Genomic DNA, 21807 nt, shown 5'->3' with positions numbered 1-21807 from the left:
CAGGCGTGGTATGGGTGCTTCCCTGTGTCCTTAAATCCGGATGAGGAGTGCCAGGGAGTATGTATCCGCCTATCCGCCTGAAGTGCTACGGGAGGAATGAGATAAACGTCGGAAGGAGATCAGCCCCTCAGATGACATGCCGGCGATCATCCACTCAACCCCTCTTTCCTCGGCCATAGCCTTCGCCGCCGAACCGGCCCAATCCTCACCTATCACCACGGGGAAGGCGTTCACCCCAATCGAGCTTAAAACCTCCGCTCTCCTGGAAGCCCTCAGCACATCCCTCCCGTTGACCTTCAACGATATCTCCACGACGGCAACCCTGTCCCCCTTCCACCAGATCAGATCCGCAAGCGTCGGGTCCTCCTCGGTCTCCAAGAACCTATCGCTCTCGAATATCGGCTTAAGCCATCTGACGAGCCGCCTTTGAACGACGGGGTTGTCGGTTGATCCGCCCATCCCCCCGCTGAAGAGCACAGGTCCCCTCCTGACGGTCATCCTCTCATATCTCTCACCCTCTCTCCTCCCAGCCTCTCCCCTCTGCCAGGTGACGAGGTCGTCCACCTTCTGGGTTAGCCGTCGAACTTGGGCCGTCAGAGCACGCTGGTCCTCTGCTAATTGACGAACCTGGGCCGCTAAGGCACGTTGTTCCTCTGCTAGCTGTCGAACCTGAGCTGCCAGAGCATGCTGCTCCTCGGCGAGCCGACTCACCACCTGGGGCAGCTTCAGAAGCTCGTCGGTAAGGAGCACCCTTCTCAGCTCGGAGCGCCACTCGGGATGTTCCTCCAAGACCCTCACCAGATCCCTGAACTCCTCCACCGTGAAGCGCATCCTTTCTCCCTCCTTGAGCTGACCGGCTACTCTTCAGCAGGGTGGCCTTCTTTCAGATTATATCAGATCGGCATAGCGATGTCAAACGCAGGGCGGGTAGTATTCACAAGCGTTGATGGCATGGAGATAGCCTACCACCACAGCGATGGCGAAAAGCGTTGAAAAGCCCTAAACTTGACAGAACTCCTCCTCCATGGCATTATATGGTCGAGAGTCAAGAGGTGAAAAGGAGGAAGACATGGATGTGATGAGCCTCCCGGTTTTCAGATCGGAGGAGATGAAAAGTGACGACTGGCTGTTGAACGCCCCCGAATCGCGGTCGGGGCTTTACCGGGATGAGAGCGGCAGGGAGATAGTGCTCTCCAACGGTCTTATCAGCCGGTCATTTCGGATCGAACCGAACGCCGCTACGGTCGCATTCGATAACCTGATGAGTGATGAGTCGCTTCTGAGAGCGGTGAAGCCCGAGGCGGTGCTGGAGTTGAACGGCGTGCGGTATCCGGTGGGAGGTCTGATCGGGCAACCCGATCTCGCCTATCTGAAGCCGGAGTGGCTGGAAACTATGGAGAGCCCTCCTAACTCCTTCCAATTCGTCGGATTTGAGCGGGGGGAGACAAAGGAGAGGTTCCCGTGGAAGCGGGTCCGCCACAGCACAAATTTGCCTTGGCCTCCTCCGGGGATATCCCTTATCCTGCACTTCCGACCGCCGGATGGAAAGCTTCCTGGCGTTCGGGTGGAAGTACATTATGAGCTATACGACGGCATACCCTTACTGTCGAAATGGCTGGTCATCCACAACGGCTCCGATGAACCCGTTCGACTCAACCGTTTCATCGTCGAGGTGCTGGGCGTAGTGGAGGCCGAATCGCATGTGGGCGATCCGGACCGATGGGAACTGCCCAACATCACGGTGATCACCGATTATGCCTTTGGCGGCGAGGAACAGAACGAGAATAACCGCACGGTCTACTGGGTGGAAGACCCGGAGTATACGACCCAGGTGAACTACAGATTGAAAACGCCGTGTGTGCTAGAGGTACGCCCTCCGCTGGGGCCGGATGTCGATATCCCGCCGGGGGAGTCGCTGGAGACCTTTCGCCTCTTCGAGCTGGTACATGACAGCACCGACCGCGAACGTAAGGGACTGGCGATTCGCCGCATGTACCGCACGCTGGCGCCATGGGTGACCGAGAACCCGATAATGATGCACGTGACCTCCACGGACCCCGATGTGGTCAGGAAGGCCATAGATCAATGTGCTGAGGTGGGCTTTGAGATGGTCATCCTCAGCTTCGGAAGCGGCCTGAACATGGAGGATCTATCGCCGGATAACATAGCCAAATTTAAGGAACTCGCCGATTACGCACATAGCAAGGGGATCGAGCTGGGCGGCTATAACCTGCTCGCCAGCCGCAGCGTCGGCGAAGAGGACGATGTCATCAACCCCAAAACCGGCAGGCCGGGCGGAGCTATCTCCGGCAATTCCCCCTGCCTGTGCAGCAGATGGGGGATCGAATATTTCCGGAGGATAAGGACCTTTTTGGAGAAGACCGGATTTAACCTGTTGGAGCATGATGGTAGCTACCCGGGGGATGTTTGCGCCTCCACGAAACACCCCGGGCACAGGGGGTTAGAGGACTCGCAATGGAGACAGTATCAGCGGATAGCGGAGTTTTATCGGTGGTGTCGCGCCAGAGGAATCTACCTCAACGTGCCGGACTGGTATTTCCTGGTCGGCTCGAACAAGACGGGCATGGGATATCGGGAGACCAACTGGTCGCTGCCGCGGGAGCGGCAGCACATCCACGCACGCCAGAACATGTATGACGGAACGTGGGAGAAGACGCCCACAATGGGCTGGATGTTCACCCCTCTGGTGGAATACCACGGCGGGGGAACTGCTGCCACGATCGAGCCTTTGAGCGAGCACCTGGAGGACTATGAGCTGCATCTCGCCAATAATTTCGGATTCGGAGTGCAAGCATGCTATAGGGGGTTCAGACTTTACGATTCGGAGGAGACAAAGGCGCTGGTGAAAAGGTGGGTTGATTTCTTCAAGAAGCACCGTGCAATTCTGGAGTCAGACATCATCCATCTTCGTCGGGCGGACGGCCGAGATCTAGACGGAATCCTTCACGTCAATCCCGATCTGCCCGAAAAGGGGCTGGCCGTCTTCTACAATCCGACCTCTCAAAGCATAACGAAAGAGGTTGAGCTCCCGCTTTATTACACCGGCCTGACCGACACCGCCATGATCAGCGAGAAGGACGGCCCAGCGAAGGCATATAAGCTCGATTGCCGTTATAGGGTTCGGATCGAAGTGAGCGTTAAGCCGAACGGTATGACGTGGTTCGCGATACGGGAACCCCGCGATCCCTTCCACCCTTAGCAAACCGGAGGGATCCAACCGAATTCCCTATAGAAATCCTGCGCCTCCTCGGTGGTGAGGAAATCCATGAACTGTCTCGCCTCCTCCACGTTGCGTGAGAATTCAAGCAATCCGACACAAGTGCCTCGCAGGATGCACTGATCCTCTGGCATCGGTATCACCTCGATCCTTCCGGGCGCCAGATGTTCAAACGCCGTCCAGCCGAAAGCGGCGTCCACCTTTCCCTGAGCGACGGCTTCGACGATGGCGATACATCCGTTGGCGTGAAAGGTGATGTTACGTCTTATCGGATCTATAAGCCCCATCCGACCGCAGATGTCCTCCCACATCCCTTTCAGACAGTCGATGATGGAGATGGCCACGCACACTCCTGGTCTCGCCATATCCTCAAGCGATCGGATATCGGCCGGATCGCTGGCGGGAACGAGAATGGGCGATTTTCTGCAGGCAATAGTTTTCCTCTCCCCCTTTCGGACGATCCCCCTCACCTCGCCGTCGTCGAGAAGATACTCCGCCCCGGTGATAGCGAGGTCGTGCCTTCCAACACCGGAAAACACAGGTTCCACGTCGAAAAGGAAAAACTGAACTGTGACTCATGCCATAAGGGCAGACAGCATGATGAGGATGTCCACAGCGGCACGATCGATATAGGCGGGGTGGAATACGATCCGATACCGGAAACTGCATGCCGGCATGTCACGATAAAAAGAAATGGGGCTGCAAATCCTGCCATGGATATCCTCCTGACACGGGACGACACATAAGATCTTCGGCTGCAACATCTGCCATAAAGACCATACCCACTCCTACAAGGCCGCCATGAATCCGAAGGATTTCCCGGAGGTTGCAGGGCTTTTCAATGATTTGGTATAATCAGGCATGATAGAGGGCATGCCCCGTGCGTGCCCTCGAGTCCGGTAGGCACGGGGCTTATCACTACAGCGCTGGCGAAAAGCGTTGAAAACCCCTCCGGAGGTTGAAGTTAAGTTCGAGGTTATGGGAGAATAGAGGTTATGGGAGAATATATGATAAGCCGTCCAAGACATGTAAAACCGTAGGATGTCATGAGGACAAAAGATGGGAGGAGTGAGAAAGCTATACCTGATAATCGTAATCGCCCTCGTCGCTTTAGTCGGAATTTCCTTCGGGCTTTTCGAGTATACCTCGACTCCAAGCTTCTGTAAGAGCTGCCACAACATGAAGCCTTACTATGAATCGTGGAAGGAGTCGAAGCATAAGGATGTTAACTGTCTGAAGTGTCACTTCGAGCCGGGTTTTGCATCGTACGTCAAGGGGAAAGTCAGCACGGGCTTGACTCATGTGGTCAATTACGCCGTAGGGACATACAAAAAGCGCAAACCTCACGCCGAGATACGGGATGATAGCTGTCTCAGGGAGGGATGCCATGAGAGAAAGGCTTTAGAGACAAAACGGATTCAATTCAAAGGAGTCACCTTCACCCACCAACCTCATCTTGCTCGATCGGATTTGGGACTGAGCCTCCGCTGCACGAGTTGTCACTCGCACACAGCGCAGGAGGCCCACTTTTCGGTTGAGGAGGGAACATGTTTTCTCTGCCACTTCCCGAAAGGGGAGGTTAAAGAGCCGGTTTCAACCTGCACCTCCTGCCACGGTGAGCCGAAGGGGATCGTGAAGATAGGAGATGAAGAGATCAGACATGAGGATCTCCTGAGTTCGGGGGCGAGTTGCACACAATGCCATACATCCATCGTAAGGGGAAACGGCGATGTGCCGAGTGAAACCTGCGCCTCATGTCACTCCGAACCCGAAACGATCGGGAGGTATGGTGAGATGGATCTGATCCATAGGGATCACCTCTCTCACAGCGTGGAGTGTTCCAGATGTCATCTCGAAGTCAGACATGAGCTCCCATAGCTCCATCCCGCCTGCCAAAACTGTCACAATTCCGGCTTCTACGCTATTTGTCAATTTGCATTTGAGAGGAGGAGATGTTAGAATCTCATTAGAGATGGGGAGGTAAGTCCCTGATGGGTCTTCCGGTTGAGCTTAAAATCGAGGGAATGAGAGTCCTGATAGTCGGCGGCGGGGAGGTTGCCGCGAGGAAGTTCGCTAAAATTCTGGAACACAAACCCTCCCTCCTGAGGGTGGTCGCCAGGGAGATATCACGGGATATAAAGGAGAAGGCGAAAGATTTCGATGGGACAGAGCTTCTGGAGAGGGATTTCAGTGAGGATGATCCTACGGGGTTTGATCTGGTCTTCGTCGCCACCGATGACGCCGAGCTTAACAGAAGAGCAGCGGAAAAGGCGAGGGAGAAAGGGGCGTTGGTGAACGTCGCCGATGATCCTGAGCTCTGCGATTTCTACATGCCTGCCTTAATAAAAAGGGGCGATCTGAGCATAGCCATCTCCACAGGAGGTATTGCCCCCTCCTTCTCCGCCCAGCTTAAAAGGATGATCTGCGAAGAGCTCCCGATCGAGTTCCTTTCAAAGGCGCTCCAGATCGTCTCGAAGATGAGAAGAGAGCTCATTGAGAAGGGGTTTCAGGGCAGGAGGGATCTGATCCGCGCCATCTCGACCGACCACGTAAACCGTGTAATCCACGGCACGCGTAGGGGGATATACCTTTTGGGATTCAACTATAAAACCTCCCCCATCCATATCAGGGAGAAGGCACTTGAGGTTTTAAGCTCACTTGAAGGTGGGCTGGAGGAATCAGTGCTGCTTTCCACCTGTAATAGGGTGGAGCTTTATTTCTGTGACGAGGGGGTTGAACGGGCTTTGGAAGGAATCCCTGATGAGCTCAAGGATTATCTCTACTTCAGGAGGGGGGAGGGGGTTTTCAAACACCTGGCCCTCGTCGCCTCCGGATGTGACTCGTTAGCTCTGGGCGAAACCCAGATAGCGGGTCAGGTCAAGAGGGCGTATGAGGAGGCGAGGGATAAGGGTAGAACGGGCAAGGTTCTGAACAGGTTGTTTGAAAGAGCCCTTAAGGCTTCCAAGGAGATAAGGGTCAAAACGGGAATCCAGGAATCCTCCATCTCCGTCCCATCGCTTGCCGTTAAACTCGCCGAGAAGAAGCTCTCAGATCTTTCGGGCAAAAAGGTGGGGATACTGGGGACAGGGGAGGTGGCCGAGATACTGCTCAGACACCTGAAGCTCGAAGACCTCTATCTTATCGGTCGGAACAGGGAGAAACTCGCCCTCCTTTGCGAGGAACATCCCGCCAAGCCTGTCCATCTGAGCGAGCTTGAGAGGGTTTTAGGTGAACTGGATCTGCTCTTCGTCGCCACATCCTCTCACGTTCCCCTTCTCAGAAGGGCACAGGTTGAAAGGGCCTTAAGAGGAGGGAAGATCCTGATAATAGACCTGAGCGTCCCCAGGAATGTGGAGGAGGATGTAAGGGAGATTGAGAATGTGGAATGTCTCTTCGTGGACGAGCTCAGGGAGATCGCTTCGGAGAACCTCAGGAGGAAGGAGGAGAGGCTTAAAGAGGCGGAGAGGGTAGCCCAGATCGAGGCCGAGAAGTTCAGAAAGTGGTATGAGAACCTGGAGGTAGAGGAAATCATACTTTCGTTATTCAGAAAGCTGGAGGGGGTCCCGGCCGAAAAACTGTTCCGGGACGCGATTAAGAGGATAAAAAGGGATAGGAAACTGGCGCTGGCGTTCAGGGAAATCTTCGGGTTGTGACCCTTACAAAAAGCAGCGAGGTGAGGCTATGTTGATTTACAAGGCCATGTACAAGTTTCTTGATGATGGCGTACACGCCGAAGTTCTGGATTTTCCGGGAGTCATCACCTGGGGTCCGAATCTGGAGGAGGCGCGACGTCTGCTGGCAAGCGCTTTAGTAGACATGGCGGAGACCAACCTGCTTAAGGGTGAACCGCTTCCCCAACCAAATCCGGATTGTACGGATCCTGAAGCAGATTTAGAGGAACCGATTTACCTGTTGCTCGAATTACACCGCAAGGCGAATCTGTAAGCAACTTGGTATTCCCATGCCCTCTTGAGGAGATCTTTAGGGATATGAGAATAAAAGTTGGAACCAGGGGAAGCAAACTAGCTTTGGCTCAGGCGAAGGAGGCTAAGCTGAAGCTTGAAAGGCTCGGCTTCGATGTGGAGCTGATTATTATAAGGACAAAGGGCGACATCCACAGGGAAACCCCCGTCGAGAACCTCGGCAAAGGCATTTTCGTCAAGGAGATAGAGAGGGAGCTCCTGGAGGGAAACATAGACATAGCCGTTCATAGCTCAAAGGATATGCTTTCGGAGCTTCCCGAAGGGCTTAAGGTGGCAGCGTATCTGAGGAGAGAGAACCCGTCCGACTGTCTCGTGACACGTGATGGCAGGAAACTTCATGAGCTCGAGGAGGGGGCGAGGATTGGAACTTCAAGCCTAAGGAGGGCCTTTCAGCTTCTGGATCTGAGGATGGACCTGGAGATCCTCCCTATAAGAGGCAACCTGGATACCAGGCTCAGGAAGCTCCGCGATGGAGTCTGCGATGCGCTGGTTGTGGCCTACTCGGGCCTATTGAGGCTCGGTATGGAGTCGCTGGCCGTTGAGATCTTCGATCCTCGAAATTTCCTTCCATCGCCCGGCCAGGGAGCTTTAGCCCTTGAGACGAGGGCCGGGGATAAAATAACATCCCTCCTCAAATCCATAGATCATCTCCCGACGAGGGTTGAGGTCGAGGCCGAAAAAGCCTTCCTCAAAGCTCTGGGGGGAGGTTGCAGGAAGGCGATCGGGGCTTATGGGAGGTTTACGAAGGATGGGATCCACCTCAAAGGCGTCCTTTATCTCGATGGGAGGAGGTTCGAGGCGGAGGGTGAAGGCGAAGATCCGGAGGAGCTGGGAAGATGGGTCGCAGAGAAGATACTGAGGAAAACCGGAGGAAGGTCTATATCGTAGGGGCAGGTCCAGGCGACCCCTCCCTCATCACGAAAAGAGGGCTCGATCTTATAAGGAGAGCTGATTGTATACTTTACGATGCACTTGCCCCGGTGGAGCTCCTCTTCTACGCAAAGGAGGAGGCTGAGCTCGTGCCCGTCGGAAAGAAATGGGGCACAACACAGAATGAGATCAACAGGTTGATGGAGGTGAAGGCAAAGGAGGGGAAACTCGTCGTTCGCCTCAAAGGGGGAGATCCCTTCATATTCGGAAGAGGGGGTGAGGAAACGGAATATCTGAACGAGAGAGGGATAGAGTTTGAGCTCGTCCCCGGGATCAGCGCCCTTTCGGCCGGGCCGGCCTACGCCGGCATTCCGCTGACGCACAGGAGGTTATCCTCATCCATCTGCGCCGTGACCTGTCACGAGGACCCGAGTAAGGAGGAAGAGCTGAACTGGAGATCCGTCGCGGAGCTCAACGGAACGCTCGTGCTTTTCATGGGAGCTAAAAACGCCAGGGAGGTAAAGGAGAAGCTCACCTCCTCCGGAATGAACGGAAACCTGCCGTTTGCGAGCATAACCTGGGGGACCACCTCGATGCAGAGGGTTACGGCCGGGAAGCTCAAGGAGCTGGGAGAGGAACGGCTTGAACCGCCCTCCCTCACGGTCATCGGCGACGTGGTGGAGCTCAGGGAGAAGCTATCCTGGTTCGAGAGGAAACCCCTTTTTGGGAGGAACATACTTGTGATAAGGCCTAAAGAAGAGGCGCTTGAGCTTGCCGAACGTCTCAGAGAATACGGGGCCAGAGCCCTTATCTTTCCGGCCATAAAGTTCCTGCCCCTCGATCTCGAGGTTGGGCTCCTGAGGGAGAGCCTGGACTCCGATTGGATGGTCTTCACGAGCAAGAGAGGCGTAAGGTTTTTCCTACAAGCGCTTCAAAAGGCGGGGCTCGACGTCAGAAGGGTGAGATCGAGGGTCGCTGCGATCGGCGCAGTTACCGCCGAGGAGCTGAGGAAAGTGGGGATCCTCGCCGACCTTCTTCCCGACGAATATTCGTCGAAGGGACTCTTGAGGAGTTTCGCGAGGATAGGGGTTTCCGGGAAGAGGATATCGCTTCTGCGCTGCAGAGGTGGAAATGCAACCCTGAGGAACGGGCTGAAGGAGCTCGGCGCGGAAGTGAGCGAGGTGGAGCTTTATCAGACCGTGCCCTCAGGTAGGAGGGAGGCCAAGATCTTAAGGCTGCTGCTTTCGCAGATGGATACTTTCATATTCACAAGTCCGTCCTGCGTCTCCTCCTTCCTCGAGACGTTCGGCGAGGAGGGGAGATCGGCTCTGAGAAAGGGACTCATCGTCGCCATAGGTCCGGTCACGGGAAAAAGCCTTGAGGAGAGAGGATTCACGGTGGATATAATGCCTGACCTTTACACAGGTGAAGGGATAGTCGAGGCGATAAGGAGGTGAAAATAAGCTTGGAGATTCGACATTATAAGTTCAAGAGAATAACCCTGGACCCGAACAAATGTTTCGGGAAACCTTGTATTCGTGGCCTGAGAATCCCAGTTTCCTCCATCCTCAGCTATCTGAGCTCGGGGATGACGATAGAGGAGATTTTGAAGGAGTGGCCCGAACTGGAACAAGAGGATATCTATCAAGCTTTGGGATATGCGGCTTGGGTTATGGAGGAAAGAGTCATACCAATGGAGGAGGTCGTCGTTAAATGAAATTCCTGTTGAACATGAATCTCCCGCGAACTCTTGTTCGGCTATTGTCTTCAGCAGGTCATGAATGCCGTCACGCAGGGGATATCGGGCTGTCTCGATCAAGCGATATGATGATTATCGAGGAGGCCAGAGCAAGAGGAGAAGTTATCATAACTCATGATCTCGATTACGGTCATCTGCTGGCCTTTTCCGGCGAGACAACGCCTTCTGTTATCATCTTCCGCCTCCGTAACACTCATCCGAATAATCTATTTGCTCAAATTATAGGTGCATGGCCCAAGATCGAAAAGCCTCTACTCGAAGGAGCTATTGTAGTACTGGAAGATGCGGGCATCCGCATCAGAGAATTGCCCATTACTAGGCAAGAAGATCGCCGACCGTGAGGGATATCTTAGCCTGAGATAAAGTGAGGTCTGAGATGATAAATCTGACGGCTCTTCTCTCGGAGGAGCCATCCAAAACGGATAGAATCAGGTATTCGAGGGACAGTTCCCCATCAGTTCTGGTGTGGAACGTGACGTCGAAGTGCAACTTGAGATGCATCCACTGTTATTCCGCCTCGAGCTCCGACGGAGAGCTCTCCCACGAACAGGCCCTCCAGGCGCTGATGAAGTTCAAGGAAGCGGGGGTTAAGACCATACTGTTTTCCGGCGGGGAACCCCTTTTGAGGGAGGACATACTCGAACTCGGCCGATTCACCTCCTCGCTCGGCATCTCCCCGGCCCTCTCCACAAACGGAACGCTCATAACGAGGGAGTTCGTCAAAGAGATCAAAAGATCAGGCTTCTCATACGTCGGCGTGAGCCTCGATGGGCTCGAAAGTACCAACGACCTCGTCAGAGGCAAAAAGGGCGCCTTCAAGGAGGCGCTCAAAGGCATGGAGAACGCCCTGAACGAAGGGATGAAGGTGGGAATCAGGTTCACCATAACCAGATTCAACGCCGGTGAGCTCTTCGATCTGATAGATCTGGCCGAAAGTATCGGAATAAAGAGGTTCTGCATCTATCACCTGGTCTACTCCGGCCGAGCCAAGCCGGAGCATGATCTGAAGAGGGAGGAAAAGCGAAAGCTCGTGGAGAGGCTCATCCTCAAGGCTAGGGAGATGCTTGAGAGGGGATCGAGGATGCAGATCCTGACCGTTACGGCCCCGTTTGACGGGATCTTCTTATACCTTCGACTGAAGGAGAGGGAGCCAGAGAAGGCCGAAAAGATTCTGCGATATCTGAGGATTCAGGGTGGCGAAAGCTCAGGATCGAAACTGCTGCGCGTCGATCAATCGGGATGGGTCTACCCGAACCAGTTCTGGGAAAAGAGATTGGGGAACATAAAGGAGAGGAGCCTGTTGGAGATCATATCCAGCGATCCGCTGCTTGCCGCCTTAAGGGAGCGCCCGCGTAGGCTTTCGGGAAGATGCGGGATATGTGTTTTCAAGGATATATGCGGTGGTTTCAGGGCGAGGGCCGATCAGGTCTTCAACGATCCGTTCGGCGAAGATCCCGCATGTTATCTCTCCCTTGAAGAGATAGGGAGGGAAGCATAATGGGACATATATACGCAGATGTCACGATAAAGGGAAGCAAAGCAAGCGTGAAGCTGAAAAACGTGCTTATAGACACGGGTGCAACCTATACCGTTTTGCCGGAGGAGGTCCTTGAGGAGGTAGGGGCGTGGGGACCCATACGGGAGATTGATCTGCACCTAGGAGATGGAAGAAGGGTCAAAGCTAAAGCCTACGGGATAGTGGTCGGGATCGGGGATGTGGAGGCGCCCGCAATAGGGATCGCCTTTGAGGGAGCCCAAACCGTTATCGGGGTGGAGACGCTGGAATCGCTAGGGTTAAAATTGGACCCTACGACCGGCGAACTGGAGTTCACAAGGCCTAAGGGCCTGGCATATTTCTATGAGCTCGCACGTTGAACGTTTAACGTTCCAACGTTCACGCTATTTCCTCAGGGTATGGGGAGGGATTTAAGGTGTTTCCTAAGATCAGGATGAGAAGATTGAGGGGAAACGAGAACATCAGGGCCCTTGTCAGGGAGGCGAAGCTCTCCGTTGACGATCTGATCTATCCCCTCTTCGTCATCCACGGCAGGGGAAAGAGGGAGCCGATAAGTTCGATGCCTGGCCAGTTCAGGCTCACAGTGGACGAGCTTTTAAGGGAGGTGAAGGAGGCTTACGGCCTCGGGGTGAAGGCCGTGATGCTCTTCGGCATCCCAAAGACCAAAGATGAACTTGGGAGCGAGGCCTACTCGGATGAGGGGATAGTCCAGCAAGCCATAAGGGCGCTCAAGGACGCCATACCCGAACTGGTCGTCATAGCGGACGTCTGTCTCTGCGAATACACGTCTCACGGCCATTGCGGGGTTATCAGGGAGGGAGATGTGGATAACGATGAGACGTTGGAGCTGATAGGTAAAACCGCCCTCTCGCTCGCCAGATCCGGTGCCGACGTGGTGGCGCCTTCTGGGATGATGGACGGCCAGGTGAAGGCGATAAGGGAAGTTCTGGACGAGGAGGGGTTCAAGGGGACGATCATCATGGCCTATTCGGCCAAATACGCCTCCTGCTTCTACGGACCGTTCAGAGACGCCGCCGAATCGGCCCCTGCCTTCGGCGACAGGAGAAGCTATCAGATGGACCCGCCCAATTTGAGGGAGGCGATCCTGGAGATAGAGCTCGATATCGAAGAGGGGGCGGATATCGTCATGGTGAAGCCCGCCCTTCCATACCTCGATGTGATAAGGGCAGTCAGAGAAAGGTTCCTCAGGCCCATCGCCGCATATAACGTCTCCGGGGAGTACGCTATGATAAAAGCGGCAGGGAGGCTGGGATGGCTGGATGAGGAAAGGGCAATGATAGAGGTCCTGACGAGCATCAAACGGGCGGGGGCGGACCTGATCCTGACATATTTCGCAAAGGAGGTGGCAGAGAAGCTTGGAGAGATGGCTTGAAAAGGCTCAGATCTTCTTCCCGATTCATCCGAGACCCTTCTCGAAGCTGGCGGAGGAGTTCAAGAAGGATGAGGGAGAATTAATCAAAACCCTGCGAAGGCTTAAGGACGAGGGGGTTATAAGACGGATAGGGGCAGTGCTTGAGCCCAGAAGACTCGGCGCAGAGCCGGTCCTGCTCGCCCTCGAGGTTGATGGGGAAAAGGTGGAAGAGGTCGGAAGGGAGACGGCGCGATATAGAGAGGTCACCCACTGCTACGAAAGAGAGCCTATGGACGGCTCCCAAGCCTGCCCCTATAACCTGTGGCTCGTGCTCACGGCCGAGAAGGAGAGAAGGAGAGAGCTGATGGAGAGGTTTAAGGCGCTTGAAGGCGTTAAAGATCTGCTGGTTCTGGAAAGCGAGGAGGTATACAAGCTCAGGGCGGTGTTCCGATGATGCTCGAAAAGGAGAGAGAGCTTTTAAGGGAGCTTTCCGACATACCGATCGTCAAAAGGCCTTTCAGGGAGATAGCCGAAAAGCTCCGCGTAAGCGAGGAATGGGTTCTGAGAAAGATAGAGGAGCTGATGGGCTCCGGGGCGATAAGGAGGTTCGGCGTCGTATTGAACCATTTCAGAGCCGGTTTCTCCGAAAACGCCCTGCTGCTTTGGAGAACGGAGGCTCCCGGAGAACTGGGGATGAGATTTGCAGCCCTCCCATGGGTCTCCCACTGCTACAGGAGAAGATCCTATTCCCAGCTTGATTATCAGCTTTACACGATGGTTCACGCTAGAACGAGGGAGGAGCTCCTTGAGAGGATAGAGAGGATGAGGGAGATGGCCGGGAGCGAGCCGCTCGTGCTCCTCACCAGGAGGTGTTTCAAAAAAAGCTCCTTTGAGGTGTGATAAAATGGAGATGGAACGATCTAAAGCTTTTTTCGACAGGGCGAAGGAATGCATGCCGGGAGGGGTTTCAAGCCCCGTCAGGGCTTATAGGGCTGTCGGCGGAGTCCCGCGTTTTATAAGCATGGGAGATGGTGCGTACATCTTCGATGTGGATGGAAATAGATACATAGATTACGTCATGTCCTATGGCCCCCTGATCCTAGGACATCTTCATCCTGCGATCGTAGGGGCGATCAGGGAGGCTCTCACCAGAGGCACGAGCTTCGGGGCGCCGACCGATCTGGAGATCGAGCTGGCCGAACTGATCAAGGAGGCTTTCCCGTTCGTCGATCTCGTCAGGTTCGTCAATTCCGGCACCGAGGCGACGATGAGCGCGGTGAGATTGGCGAGGGCGAAGACGAAGCGGGATTACATCTTAAAGTTCGAGGGATGTTATCACGGCCATTCCGATTTTTTCCTCGTGAAGGCAGGCTCCGGAGGTCTGACCTTCAACATCCCCTCATCCCCCGGAGTGCCGGAAGGAGTGACCTCATATACGCTCCTCGCGCCCTATAACGACATCGAGGCCGTAAGGGAGATCTTCAGGGAGAGAGGGGAGGAGATAGCAGCGGTCATAGTCGAGCCGATAGCAGGAAACATGGGCGTTATCCCTCCCAAAGAGGGGTTCCTCGAGGGGTTAAGGGAGTTGACCAAAAGCCACGGGGCACTCCTGATATTCGATGAGGTTATAACGGGGTTCAGGGTAGGCTTCGGAGGCGTCTCAACGACGCTGAACATCGAGCCGGACATCCTCACCCTTGGCAAGATCATCGGAGGAGGGCTTCCGGTGGGAGCCTTCTGTGGGAGAAAGGAGATAATGGAGCTCCTGGCACCTGAGGGAAACGTATATCAGGCGGGGACCCTTTCGGGAAACCCCCTCGCTATGAGCGCCGGTATAGCCGCACTTAAAACCCTGAAGGCGGAAAATCCGTATCCCGTCCTGAAGGAGAGAACGGAGAGACTTGCCGGGGAGCTGAGGAGGATCTTCGAGGAAAAAGGGATACCGGCAGTCCTCAATGTGGAGACCGCCATGTTCTCCATCTTCTTCACCGAAAAGGAGAGGGTTGAAAACCTGGAGGACGTTCAAAGCTCGGACGGTAAGCTCTACTCGAGGCTCTTTCATGCCCTTCTGGAGGAGGGGGTCATGCTCGCCCCATCCCCGTATGAGGCCATCTTTCTCTCAACGGCCCACGATGAGAGGGTTTTAGATGAAACCATAACCGCGTTTGAAAGGGCCGCTTCAAGGATAGGTTAAGGTTGAGGTTAAGGTTGAGGACCTTCTTCTAAACTTTAACCTTTCTCAGAAAGGAGGAAAAGGGAGACGCTTAAGAGGGTTCTGCCGATCCGGGGTTGGAGATAGACCATCCGCTCCCCAAAAAGTAAGGAAAAGGGGAGATGAATGGTGTATCACCCTACTGGGTCATCGGTCATGTGGATACTCCGAAAGGTGACGCAAGATGAACGATCTCAGGATACTCTTCCTTGAGCTCACGAAGGTCTGTAACCTGAGCTGCATACACTGTAAGGCCGGGGCGGGAGAGTCTCCGCCGAATGAGCTTGAAAGACGGGAGATCTTCGACCTGATCGACTCCCTGCTTGCCTTTTCAAATCCCCTCCTTATCCTGACGGGCGGGGAGCCACTCATGAGGGAGGACGTATTCGATATAGCTGCTTATGCGGCGGAAAACGGGCTCAAGGTGGCCCTTGCCACCAACGGAACGCTGATAGACCGTGAAACGGCGGGTGAGATAAAGAGGTCGGGGATAAAAAGGGTGAGCGTGAGCCTTGACGGTTCAAATCCCGAAGTTCACGACGGGATAAGAGGGGTTAAAGGGGCGTTTGAAAGGGCGATGCGGGGGATCGAGAACTTGAGATCCCACGGCGTGGAGGTCCAGATAAACACGACCGTCACGAAGCAGAACGTCGATGACCTCACCGCCATTATGGATCTCTGCCTTAGACTTCATCTCAAAGCATTACATCTATTTCTGCTGGTTCCCGTCGGCTGTGGTCTCGAGATAGAGGAGAGATCTCAGCTTTCGCCCGTTCAATACGAGAGGGTTTTGAACTGGCTCCACAGACGCTCGAAGGAGGTGGATCTGGAGCTAAAGGCCACCTGCGCTCCCCATTATTTCCGCATAGCCGGGTCGAGGGGCACGAAGAGGCTCGGCTGCCTCGCCGGGATAAACGTCTGCTTCATATCGAGCCTGGGATACGTTCAGCCGTGCGGATATCTGCCCCTGGACGCCGGGAACATAAGGGAGAAAGGGATAAGGGAGATATGGGAAGGGGCCGAGCTCTTTAAGCTCCTGAGAGACCCTGAACAGCTCAAGGGGAAATGTGGGATATGTGAGTTCAAATATGTCTGCGGCGGCTGTCGAGCTAGGGCCTATGGAAGGACGGGGGACTTCCTCGCCGAGGAGCCGCAATGTATATATCAAAGCGAGAAACCGCTTGACGAAAATGAAGTAAGGTTTGGAAGTATTGGAGGAGCTCATGAAAGTTATCTATGATCCTAAAACGGATACTTTGACGGTTATTTTCGCCGAAACACCTGTCGAAGAAAGCGATGAAGATAAGCCTGGGGTGATCCTGGACTATGATGCAGCGGGCAATTTGGTATCTCTTGAAATCCTAGATGCTTCCCGCCGCGTCGCTTTACCTACTCGCATCGAATACCAAATTGCTTCCGCTCCGATTCCAGATACCACCGAGATGCCCGGAACAGGCAATACCGCTGCTGTAGGATCTAAAGCCGTGGACAGGGATACCTGAGTGTAGATCCGCCCTTTAGATTAACTAAAGCTGGAGGCGTAAGATGGGGAAGTTTATCTATGTTTATATGTCACTTTGCCTCTTGATCCTCCTGTTTCTCCCCCTTTGGGCCCAGGAGGAGGCAGAGTGCATCAGCTGCCATTTTAAGATCACGCCTGAGATCGTCTCGGATTGGAGGTTGAGCCAACACGGGAAAAACGGGGTGGGCTGTACAACCTGTCATGGCGAAGGACACAAATCGGCTGAGGATGTCGATAAGGTGAAAATACCCACCCCCGAAACGTGTAAGATATGTCACGGAAAGCAGGTGAAACAGTTCAAGAACGGGAAACACGCTAAGGCATGGGCCGCGATGAAGGCCATGCCGACCTTCCACCGGCAACCTATGGCCTTAGCCGAGGGGATGAAGGGATGCGGCGGATGCCATAAGATCGGACTTAAAAGCGAGGAGGAGATAAAGGAGCTGAAAGGAAAAGGTGTGAAATTCGGAATAGTCTCGTGTGACTCATGCCATACCCGACATCTCTTCTCCGCCATGGAAGCGAGACAGCCCCAGGCATGCCAGACATGTCACATGGGTTTCGACCATCCCCAATGGGAGGTGTACTCATCGTCAAAGCACGGGGTCAGGTATCTTTTGAAACAAAAGGGGGTGCTCTCCCATGAGGTCGCCGCTCCGACATGTCAGACATGTCACATGCCCTATGGGGATCACGACGTCAAAACGGCATGGGGTTTCCTGGCCGTCAGGTTACCTCTACCTGAGGATAAGGAATGGGCGAACGATCGGGTTACGATACTCAAAGCTCTCGGCGTGCTTGATCCCGATGGAAATCCCACAGCGAGGCTCGACGTCGTGAAAGCCGCTGATGTGGTTCGACTCACTCAGGAGGATTGGCAGAAGGAAAGGGATAAAATGCTGAAGGTGTGCAACCGATGCCATTCCGCCAACTTCGCTAAGGCCGAGCTGGAAAAGGGAGATGAGATGATAAAGAAGGCGGATCACCTTATGGCCGAGGCGATCCGCATCGTGGCATCGCTCTACAAGGATGGAATTCTCAAAAAGCCTGAAAGCTACGCCTATGCCTATCCCGATCTCCTCACATTTCACGACGCGCCCACGGTGATCGAACAGAAGCTTTTCGTGATGTTCCTGAAGTACAGGATGAGGACCTTCCAGGGGGTATTTCACGCCAATCCTGATTACGCCCTTTGGTATGGCTGGAGCGAGATGAAACGGGATCTAGCGGAGATCAAGGAGATGGCCGAGGAGCTCAGGAGAGATAAAGGGAAAAGGCGTGAATAAGGAACGAGGAACCAGGACGGAAAACGTTACAACGTTAAACGTTGAACGTGCAGCGGATTTCCCTTCTCCTCGTTCCTCCTAATGGATAACCGCTACACTCAAGGGAAATAAGAGCGAGCAGGATTGAAGTAAGGAGGTCTTTACGGATGAACAGAAGGGTGAAGGTTCTCGCGGCCTCGTTTATCGCCCTTTCAGGCCTTTCATACCTCATCGTAAGCGGGCTTAAAGAATCGGGAATCTATTATATGAAGGTAGGGGAGCTGTTGAGGTCACCCCAGGTTTACTCAAAGAGGATAAAGGTCGAGGGGAAGGTAGTTCAGGGCAGCCTGAAGAGGGAGAAGATAGTCGAGTTTGAGATAACCGACGGGCGGAACAGGATAAGAGTGGTCTACGGAGGCGAGGAGGTACCTCCGACCTTCAGGGAAGGGGCGCCGGTTATCGTCGAGGGGAGATACTGGCCTGAAGGAAAATTCTTCGAGGCGAAAAGGATCATCACGAAATGCCCATCGAAGTATGAGGCGAAGGGGGAAAAGGATGATAGGTAGCTTCGTCCTGAACCTGAGCTTCTTCTTCTCGCTGTTCGCCTCGGTAACGACGGTTCTGGCGTTGAAGCTCAAGGAGGAACGGCTGCTTGAAAGCGGCAGGCGAGCGCTTCTTTCGACCTTTATCCTCTCAACCATAGCCTGTTTCAGGCTCGCCTATGCCTTTTTGAGGGACGAGTTTTCGATCAAATACGTGGCCTCACATTCCAGCTCGGATCTTCCAACGCTTTATAAGATCACAGCCCTATGGGCCGGTCAGGAGGGATCGCTTCTATTCTGGTTTTGGCTCTTGACGTTGCTTTCAGCAGTGCTGATACTGAGATGGAGGAGAGGGGACGATATCGTGGACCGTTCGCTTCCCGTCCTCGCCTTCACCCAACTCTTCTTCTCCTTATTGCTCATCCTTCCCAGCCGTCCCTTTGAGAGGTTCCCCTTCATCCCTGAGGAGGGCAGGGGTTTAAACCCCCTGCTTCAAAACCCCAACATGATCTTTCATCCCCCCGCCCTCTATGTGGGATACGTCGGGTTTACTATCCCATTTGCGCTGGGGATCGGCGCCATGCTTGCCGATAGAAGGGATACGGAGTGGCTGAAGAGATGCAGGGTTTGGACGATGATCTCGTGGATCTTTCTGACCATCGGTATAATCCTCGGTATGAAATGGTCCTATGTGGAGCTCGGATGGGGTGGATATTGGGCCTGGGACCCCGTTGAGAACGCCTCACTGATGCCATGGCTGACGGCTACCGCCTTCCTGCATTCCATCATGATGCAGGAGAGGCGCGATCTGCTGAAATTCTGGAACATCCTGCTTATCGCCATCACTTTCGAGCTTTCCATCTTCGGTACCTTCCTGACCAGAAGCGGCGTGATCGGATCGGTTCACAGCTTCGTCGAATCCTCCATCGGATATTACTTCCTCGCCTTCATCGCCCTATCGAGCGTATCGACCATCGTGATCATCTACCTCAGGAGGGAGCTGCTTCAAAGTCAAAAGGGCATAGACACCGTCTTTTCAAGGGAAGGTGTCTTCCTGCTCAATAACCTCGTGCTTTGTGCCCTCTGTTTCGCCACCTTCCTCGGGACGATGCTCCCGCTTTTTTCGGAGCTCCTCACCGGGAAGAAAGTGGTCGTCGGCCCCGCCTTCTTCAACAGGGTGAACACCCCTCTAGCGGTTCTGCTGTTGCTCCTCACCGGGATATGTCCGCTCATTTCATGGAGGAGAGCTTCCATCTCGAACTTTCTCCGTAACTTTCTCATCCCGATCTCCCTTTCGGCCATCATCGCTATTCCTCTCGGACTTAAGCTTAAAAGCCTGTATCCCATACTCGGCATCTTCCTCGGCACCTTCGTTCTGGTGAGCATGATCTCGGAGTTCTATCGTCCGTTGAGGAGGAGCTCCAATCCACTGAGGTCCTTTTTGAGGAACAGAAGAAGATACGGGGGATACATAGTCCATATCGGCGTTGCGATCATGTTCGTGGGGCTGGTCTCATCCCCGCTCAAAATAGAAAGGACGGCGAGGGATATAAAACCCGGCGATAGCTTCAGACTAGGGGAATATACCTTTAAGTTCGAGGGGATATCCTTGAACAGAGGTAGGAACTTCGAGATGGTCTCAGGCAGACTGAGGGTGATGAGAGAGGGGAAAACGGTTGGGAGGCTCTCCCCTGCCAATGCCTTCTATCCGAGAACAGGGGAGATCACGGCGGAGGTGGACATAAGATCGGGATTTCTCAGCGATATATACGCCATTTTGCTCGATGCGTCGGAGGATAAGGCGAGCTTCAGGGTTTACATAACCCCGCTTGTGAGCTGGATATGGATGGGATGCTGGGTGATGCTTGCAGGTTCACTTTTCGCCCTTCTTCAGGGGAGATTGCTATGAGCTATCCATAGGCACGTCCTTATAAAGGATGGGAGGTGTTTTCATGTTCATCTTTCTGGGTTTGGTCATATCGCTGCCGCTTCTTGGATACACGCTTTTCCCCCTGTTCGATCCGGCCTTCAAATCTGGACGCTCATATTATCGCTGAGTGTAGTGGGATGCAAAAACAGGTTAAGGTTTAGGTTGAGGTTAAGATGGTCTAGAGTCGAGAGTCAAGAGACGAGAGACAAAAAAAGACTCTGGACTCTAGACTCTTGTCTCTCGACCTTTTAAGGACACCGTACGGGCGAAAAATCTTTCGCCCCTACCTACACTCAAGGGAAATAAGAGCGAAACAGATAGATCAAGGGGGAAAATGAATGAGAAGGTTAAGCCTTTTCGTGCTCGCCATCTTCCTCACCTTACAGCCTTTTGTCCTCCGCGCCGCAGATGAGGGAAGGATAACCGGAAAGGTCGTAAACCTCACGATTAAAAAGCCGCTCCCCTCTCAGGAGGTTGTCCTGAAGGGATGGAGGGGGAATTCGATCGCCCTGGAGAAAAAAGCGAAGACGGATGGAGAAGGGCGTTTCGAGTTTTCAGGACTTAAAATAGACGAAGGATTATCATACGAGGTCTCAACCCAGCATCAGGGCGTGGAGTATTCCTCCGATGCTTTCGCCCTCACGAAGGACAAAAAGGAAGCAGAGATCACCCTTGAAGTCTATGACCTCTCGGAAGATAAGTCAAAGATATCCATCCCGTTTTGTCATATCGTCTTGAGCGAGGGGGAAGGAGGTTTTGAGGTGCTGGAGACATTTTCACTCATGAACACCGGTAAAACCGCTTTCCCTAACCTCACGCTGGAACTTCCCAAAGGTATCGAAAACCTGAAGCTCATTCAGGGATTCATGGAGTGCTGCACGCAGATTACGGGCAACAAAGTAATTCACTCTATGGCCTTAAAGCCCGGAGGCTATGTCTTCAGCCTGAGATATAGCATGAAAAGATCGGAGAGGCTGGATCTATCCAGAACCTTCCCCTTCGACGTGAAACATCTCTCCATCATCACGCGGCTCGATACCATCGATGTCTCCTCCCCGGGATTTCAGCCGAAGAGGGTGGAGACCGTTGAGGACAAGAGCTTTTACACGTTCCCGATGGAGAATGTGAAAGGCGGTAAGAAGGTGGAGATCGTGCTCAGGACGGGGGTTAAACCTCGAAGCGATCTTCCCTGGATCATCGCCTCGATCGCCTTTCTCCTCGGCTTCGGAGCTTTCTTCGCCTCGATTCTAAGAAGGAGATACCGTATCTCAGAGGAATCAAGAGCGATCCGATCAGCTCAGCGTGAAAGGGTTTTATCAGTTCTGATCTCCAAGCTAGACGAGTTGAAAAGCTCCGGGGACATATCGGACGAGATATACGAGGAGTTCAGGAAAACGCTTGAGGGAAAATCGCGTAGGGGCACAAGGTTTCGTGCCCCATTCGCATCAAGTTAAGAATCGCCAAGAGCAAATAAGATCTGAAAAGTTGCCGGATGAGCACGACGTTTGTTCATGCGACATGTTTGCTCTATCAACTCCTGCACCTGCTCAAGCAATGGACGAAGCGAAATCCCTTCTCGCAAGGCGAGCAGAAAGGAT

The 21807-nt window shown here is 53.8% G+C and carries 23 protein-coding genes; 21 read left to right on the top strand and 2 right to left on the bottom strand.

Features of this window, described 5'->3' with window-relative positions; genetic code table 11:
• Positions 1-69 precede the first annotated feature (69 nt).
• Positions 70-831 (bottom strand): hypothetical protein, encoded by a 762-nt coding sequence (locus J7M22_06780; GenBank protein MCD6506315.1) that lies wholly within the window; start codon positions 829-831, stop codon positions 70-72.
• 193 nt (positions 832-1024) lie between these two features.
• On the opposite strand from J7M22_06780, the gene J7M22_06775 reads away from it, so the two are divergent.
• Positions 1025-3220, top strand: a complete 2196-nt coding sequence (locus tag J7M22_06775; GenBank protein ID MCD6506314.1) for an alpha-galactosidase — start codon at positions 1025-1027, stop codon at positions 3218-3220.
• On the opposite strand, the gene J7M22_06770 is transcribed toward J7M22_06775, so the two are convergent.
• Entirely contained in the window at positions 3217-3777 is a 561-nt protein-coding gene (locus J7M22_06770) for a substrate-binding domain-containing protein (GenBank protein ID MCD6506313.1), read from the bottom strand. The genes J7M22_06775 and J7M22_06770 overlap by 4 nt on opposite strands.
• On the opposite strand from J7M22_06770, the gene J7M22_06765 reads away from it, so the two are divergent.
• The 20 genes from J7M22_06765 (at position 3754) to J7M22_06670 (ending at position 21663) form a co-directional block, all read left to right on the top strand.
• Entirely contained in the window at positions 3754-3984 is a 231-nt protein-coding gene (locus tag J7M22_06765; GenBank protein ID MCD6506312.1) for a hypothetical protein, read from the top strand. The two genes, J7M22_06770 and J7M22_06765, sit on opposite strands and share 24 nt — an antisense overlap.
• 313 nt (positions 3985-4297) lie before the next feature.
• Positions 4298-5116 carry a NapC/NirT family cytochrome c gene (locus J7M22_06760; protein ID MCD6506311.1) on the top strand — a complete coding sequence of 273 codons (819 nt, stop codon included), beginning with the start codon at positions 4298-4300 and terminating at the stop codon, positions 5114-5116.
• A 113-nt stretch (positions 5117-5229) separates the two neighbouring features.
• Positions 5230-6891 carry a glutamyl-tRNA reductase gene (hemA, locus tag J7M22_06755; GenBank protein ID MCD6506310.1) on the top strand — a complete coding sequence of 554 codons (1662 nt, stop codon included), beginning with the start codon at positions 5230-5232 and terminating at the stop codon, positions 6889-6891.
• Positions 6892-6919: 28 nt separating this feature from the next.
• Positions 6920-7183, top strand: a complete 264-nt coding sequence (locus J7M22_06750; protein MCD6506309.1) for a hypothetical protein — start codon at positions 6920-6922, stop codon at positions 7181-7183.
• A gap of 44 nt (positions 7184-7227) precedes the next feature.
• Positions 7228-8109: a hydroxymethylbilane synthase gene (gene hemC / locus J7M22_06745; GenBank protein MCD6506308.1), complete on the top strand. Its 882-nt coding sequence runs from the start codon at positions 7228-7230 to the stop codon at positions 8107-8109.
• Positions 8058-9548 carry a uroporphyrinogen-III C-methyltransferase gene (gene cobA / locus J7M22_06740; GenBank protein ID MCD6506307.1) on the top strand — a complete coding sequence of 497 codons (1491 nt, stop codon included), beginning with the start codon at positions 8058-8060 and terminating at the stop codon, positions 9546-9548. Before hemC ends, cobA begins: the two co-directional genes overlap by 52 nt.
• Positions 9549-9556: 8 nt before the next feature.
• Complete coding sequence (locus tag J7M22_06735; GenBank protein MCD6506306.1) at positions 9557-9808, top strand: DUF433 domain-containing protein; 252 nt, start codon at positions 9557-9559, stop codon at positions 9806-9808.
• Positions 9805-10191 carry a DUF5615 family PIN-like protein gene (locus J7M22_06730; protein MCD6506305.1) on the top strand — a complete coding sequence of 129 codons (387 nt, stop codon included), beginning with the start codon at positions 9805-9807 and terminating at the stop codon, positions 10189-10191. Before J7M22_06735 ends, J7M22_06730 begins: the two co-directional genes overlap by 4 nt.
• A 35-nt stretch (positions 10192-10226) precedes the next feature.
• On the top strand, positions 10227-11348 hold the full coding sequence (locus J7M22_06725) for a radical SAM protein (protein ID MCD6506304.1): 1122 nt from the start codon (positions 10227-10229) through the stop codon (positions 11346-11348).
• The gene (locus J7M22_06720) at positions 11348-11725 is read left to right on the top strand and encodes a hypothetical protein (protein ID MCD6506303.1); all 378 of its coding nucleotides are present in this window, start codon (positions 11348-11350) and stop codon (positions 11723-11725) included. The genes J7M22_06725 and J7M22_06720 overlap by 1 nt, the downstream gene beginning before the upstream one ends.
• A gap of 74 nt (positions 11726-11799) precedes the next feature.
• The gene (gene hemB, locus J7M22_06715) at positions 11800-12759 is read left to right on the top strand and encodes a porphobilinogen synthase (protein ID MCD6506302.1); all 960 of its coding nucleotides are present in this window, start codon (positions 11800-11802) and stop codon (positions 12757-12759) included.
• Positions 12743-13192 carry a hypothetical protein gene (locus tag J7M22_06710; protein MCD6506301.1) on the top strand — a complete coding sequence of 150 codons (450 nt, stop codon included), beginning with the start codon at positions 12743-12745 and terminating at the stop codon, positions 13190-13192. The genes hemB and J7M22_06710 overlap by 17 nt, the downstream gene beginning before the upstream one ends.
• Positions 13189-13638 (top strand): Lrp/AsnC family transcriptional regulator, encoded by a 450-nt coding sequence (locus J7M22_06705; GenBank protein ID MCD6506300.1) that lies wholly within the window; start codon positions 13189-13191, stop codon positions 13636-13638. The genes J7M22_06710 and J7M22_06705 overlap by 4 nt, the downstream gene beginning before the upstream one ends.
• Before the next feature lie 4 nt (positions 13639-13642).
• Positions 13643-14932, top strand: coding sequence for a glutamate-1-semialdehyde 2,1-aminomutase (hemL, locus tag J7M22_06700; protein ID MCD6506299.1), 1290 nt, complete (start codon positions 13643-13645; stop codon positions 14930-14932).
• A gap of 202 nt (positions 14933-15134) precedes the next feature.
• Positions 15135-16190 carry a radical SAM protein gene (locus J7M22_06695; GenBank protein MCD6506298.1) on the top strand — a complete coding sequence of 352 codons (1056 nt, stop codon included), beginning with the start codon at positions 15135-15137 and terminating at the stop codon, positions 16188-16190.
• Positions 16174-16452, top strand: coding sequence for a DUF2283 domain-containing protein (locus J7M22_06690; protein MCD6506297.1), 279 nt, complete (start codon positions 16174-16176; stop codon positions 16450-16452). Before J7M22_06695 ends, J7M22_06690 begins: the two co-directional genes overlap by 17 nt.
• 43 nt (positions 16453-16495) lie before the next feature.
• The gene (locus tag J7M22_06685) at positions 16496-17758 is read left to right on the top strand and encodes a cytochrome C (GenBank protein ID MCD6506296.1); all 1263 of its coding nucleotides are present in this window, start codon (positions 16496-16498) and stop codon (positions 17756-17758) included.
• Between the two features lie 146 nt (positions 17759-17904).
• Positions 17905-18303, top strand: coding sequence for a cytochrome c maturation protein CcmE (locus J7M22_06680; protein ID MCD6506295.1), 399 nt, complete (start codon positions 17905-17907; stop codon positions 18301-18303).
• The gene (locus J7M22_06675) at positions 18293-20188 is read left to right on the top strand and encodes a heme lyase CcmF/NrfE family subunit (protein ID MCD6506294.1); all 1896 of its coding nucleotides are present in this window, start codon (positions 18293-18295) and stop codon (positions 20186-20188) included. Before J7M22_06680 ends, J7M22_06675 begins: the two co-directional genes overlap by 11 nt.
• A 359-nt stretch (positions 20189-20547) precedes the next feature.
• Positions 20548-21663 (top strand): carboxypeptidase regulatory-like domain-containing protein, encoded by a 1116-nt coding sequence (locus J7M22_06670; protein ID MCD6506293.1) that lies wholly within the window; start codon positions 20548-20550, stop codon positions 21661-21663.
• Positions 21664-21807: the final 144 nt, after the last annotated feature.

This window comes from Candidatus Poribacteria bacterium (assembly GCA_021162805.1).
Taxonomy (GTDB): domain Bacteria; phylum Poribacteria; class WGA-4E; order B28-G17; family B28-G17; genus JAGGXZ01.
Note: the sequence above shows the minus strand (reverse complement) of the source record. Positions and strands in the feature narration are given on the sequence as shown.

Excerpts from the sequence above, each read along its gene's own strand:
- J7M22_06725 (MCD6506304.1), top strand. The coding sequence starts at position 10,227 with ATGATAAATCTGACGGCTCTTCTCTCGGAGGAGCCATCCAAAACGGAT.
- cobA (MCD6506307.1), top strand. The coding sequence starts at position 8,058 with ATGGGTCGCAGAGAAGATACTGAGGAAAACCGGAGGAAGGTCTATATC.
- J7M22_06750 (MCD6506309.1), top strand. The coding sequence starts at position 6,920 with ATGTTGATTTACAAGGCCATGTACAAGTTTCTTGATGATGGCGTACAC.
- J7M22_06775 (MCD6506314.1), top strand. The coding sequence starts at position 1,025 with ATGGCATTATATGGTCGAGAGTCAAGAGGTGAAAAGGAGGAAGACATG.
- J7M22_06670 (MCD6506293.1), top strand. The coding sequence starts at position 20,548 with ATGAGAAGGTTAAGCCTTTTCGTGCTCGCCATCTTCCTCACCTTACAG.
- J7M22_06690 (MCD6506297.1), top strand. The coding sequence starts at position 16,174 with ATGAAAGTTATCTATGATCCTAAAACGGATACTTTGACGGTTATTTTC.
- hemC (MCD6506308.1), top strand. The coding sequence starts at position 7,228 with ATGAGAATAAAAGTTGGAACCAGGGGAAGCAAACTAGCTTTGGCTCAG.
- J7M22_06680 (MCD6506295.1), top strand. The coding sequence starts at position 17,905 with ATGAACAGAAGGGTGAAGGTTCTCGCGGCCTCGTTTATCGCCCTTTCA.
- J7M22_06760 (MCD6506311.1), top strand. The coding sequence starts at position 4,298 with ATGGGAGGAGTGAGAAAGCTATACCTGATAATCGTAATCGCCCTCGTC.
- J7M22_06780 (MCD6506315.1), bottom strand. The coding sequence starts at position 831 with ATGCGCTTCACGGTGGAGGAGTTCAGGGATCTGGTGAGGGTCTTGGAG.
- J7M22_06685 (MCD6506296.1), top strand. The coding sequence starts at position 16,496 with ATGGGGAAGTTTATCTATGTTTATATGTCACTTTGCCTCTTGATCCTC.
- J7M22_06730 (MCD6506305.1), top strand. The coding sequence starts at position 9,805 with ATGAAATTCCTGTTGAACATGAATCTCCCGCGAACTCTTGTTCGGCTA.
- J7M22_06675 (MCD6506294.1), top strand. The coding sequence starts at position 18,293 with ATGATAGGTAGCTTCGTCCTGAACCTGAGCTTCTTCTTCTCGCTGTTC.
- hemB (MCD6506302.1), top strand. The coding sequence starts at position 11,800 with ATGAGAAGATTGAGGGGAAACGAGAACATCAGGGCCCTTGTCAGGGAG.
- J7M22_06720 (MCD6506303.1), top strand. The coding sequence starts at position 11,348 with ATGGGACATATATACGCAGATGTCACGATAAAGGGAAGCAAAGCAAGC.
- J7M22_06695 (MCD6506298.1), top strand. The coding sequence starts at position 15,135 with ATGAACGATCTCAGGATACTCTTCCTTGAGCTCACGAAGGTCTGTAAC.
- J7M22_06705 (MCD6506300.1), top strand. The coding sequence starts at position 13,189 with ATGATGCTCGAAAAGGAGAGAGAGCTTTTAAGGGAGCTTTCCGACATA.
- hemL (MCD6506299.1), top strand. The coding sequence starts at position 13,643 with ATGGAGATGGAACGATCTAAAGCTTTTTTCGACAGGGCGAAGGAATGC.
- hemA (MCD6506310.1), top strand. The coding sequence starts at position 5,230 with ATGGGTCTTCCGGTTGAGCTTAAAATCGAGGGAATGAGAGTCCTGATA.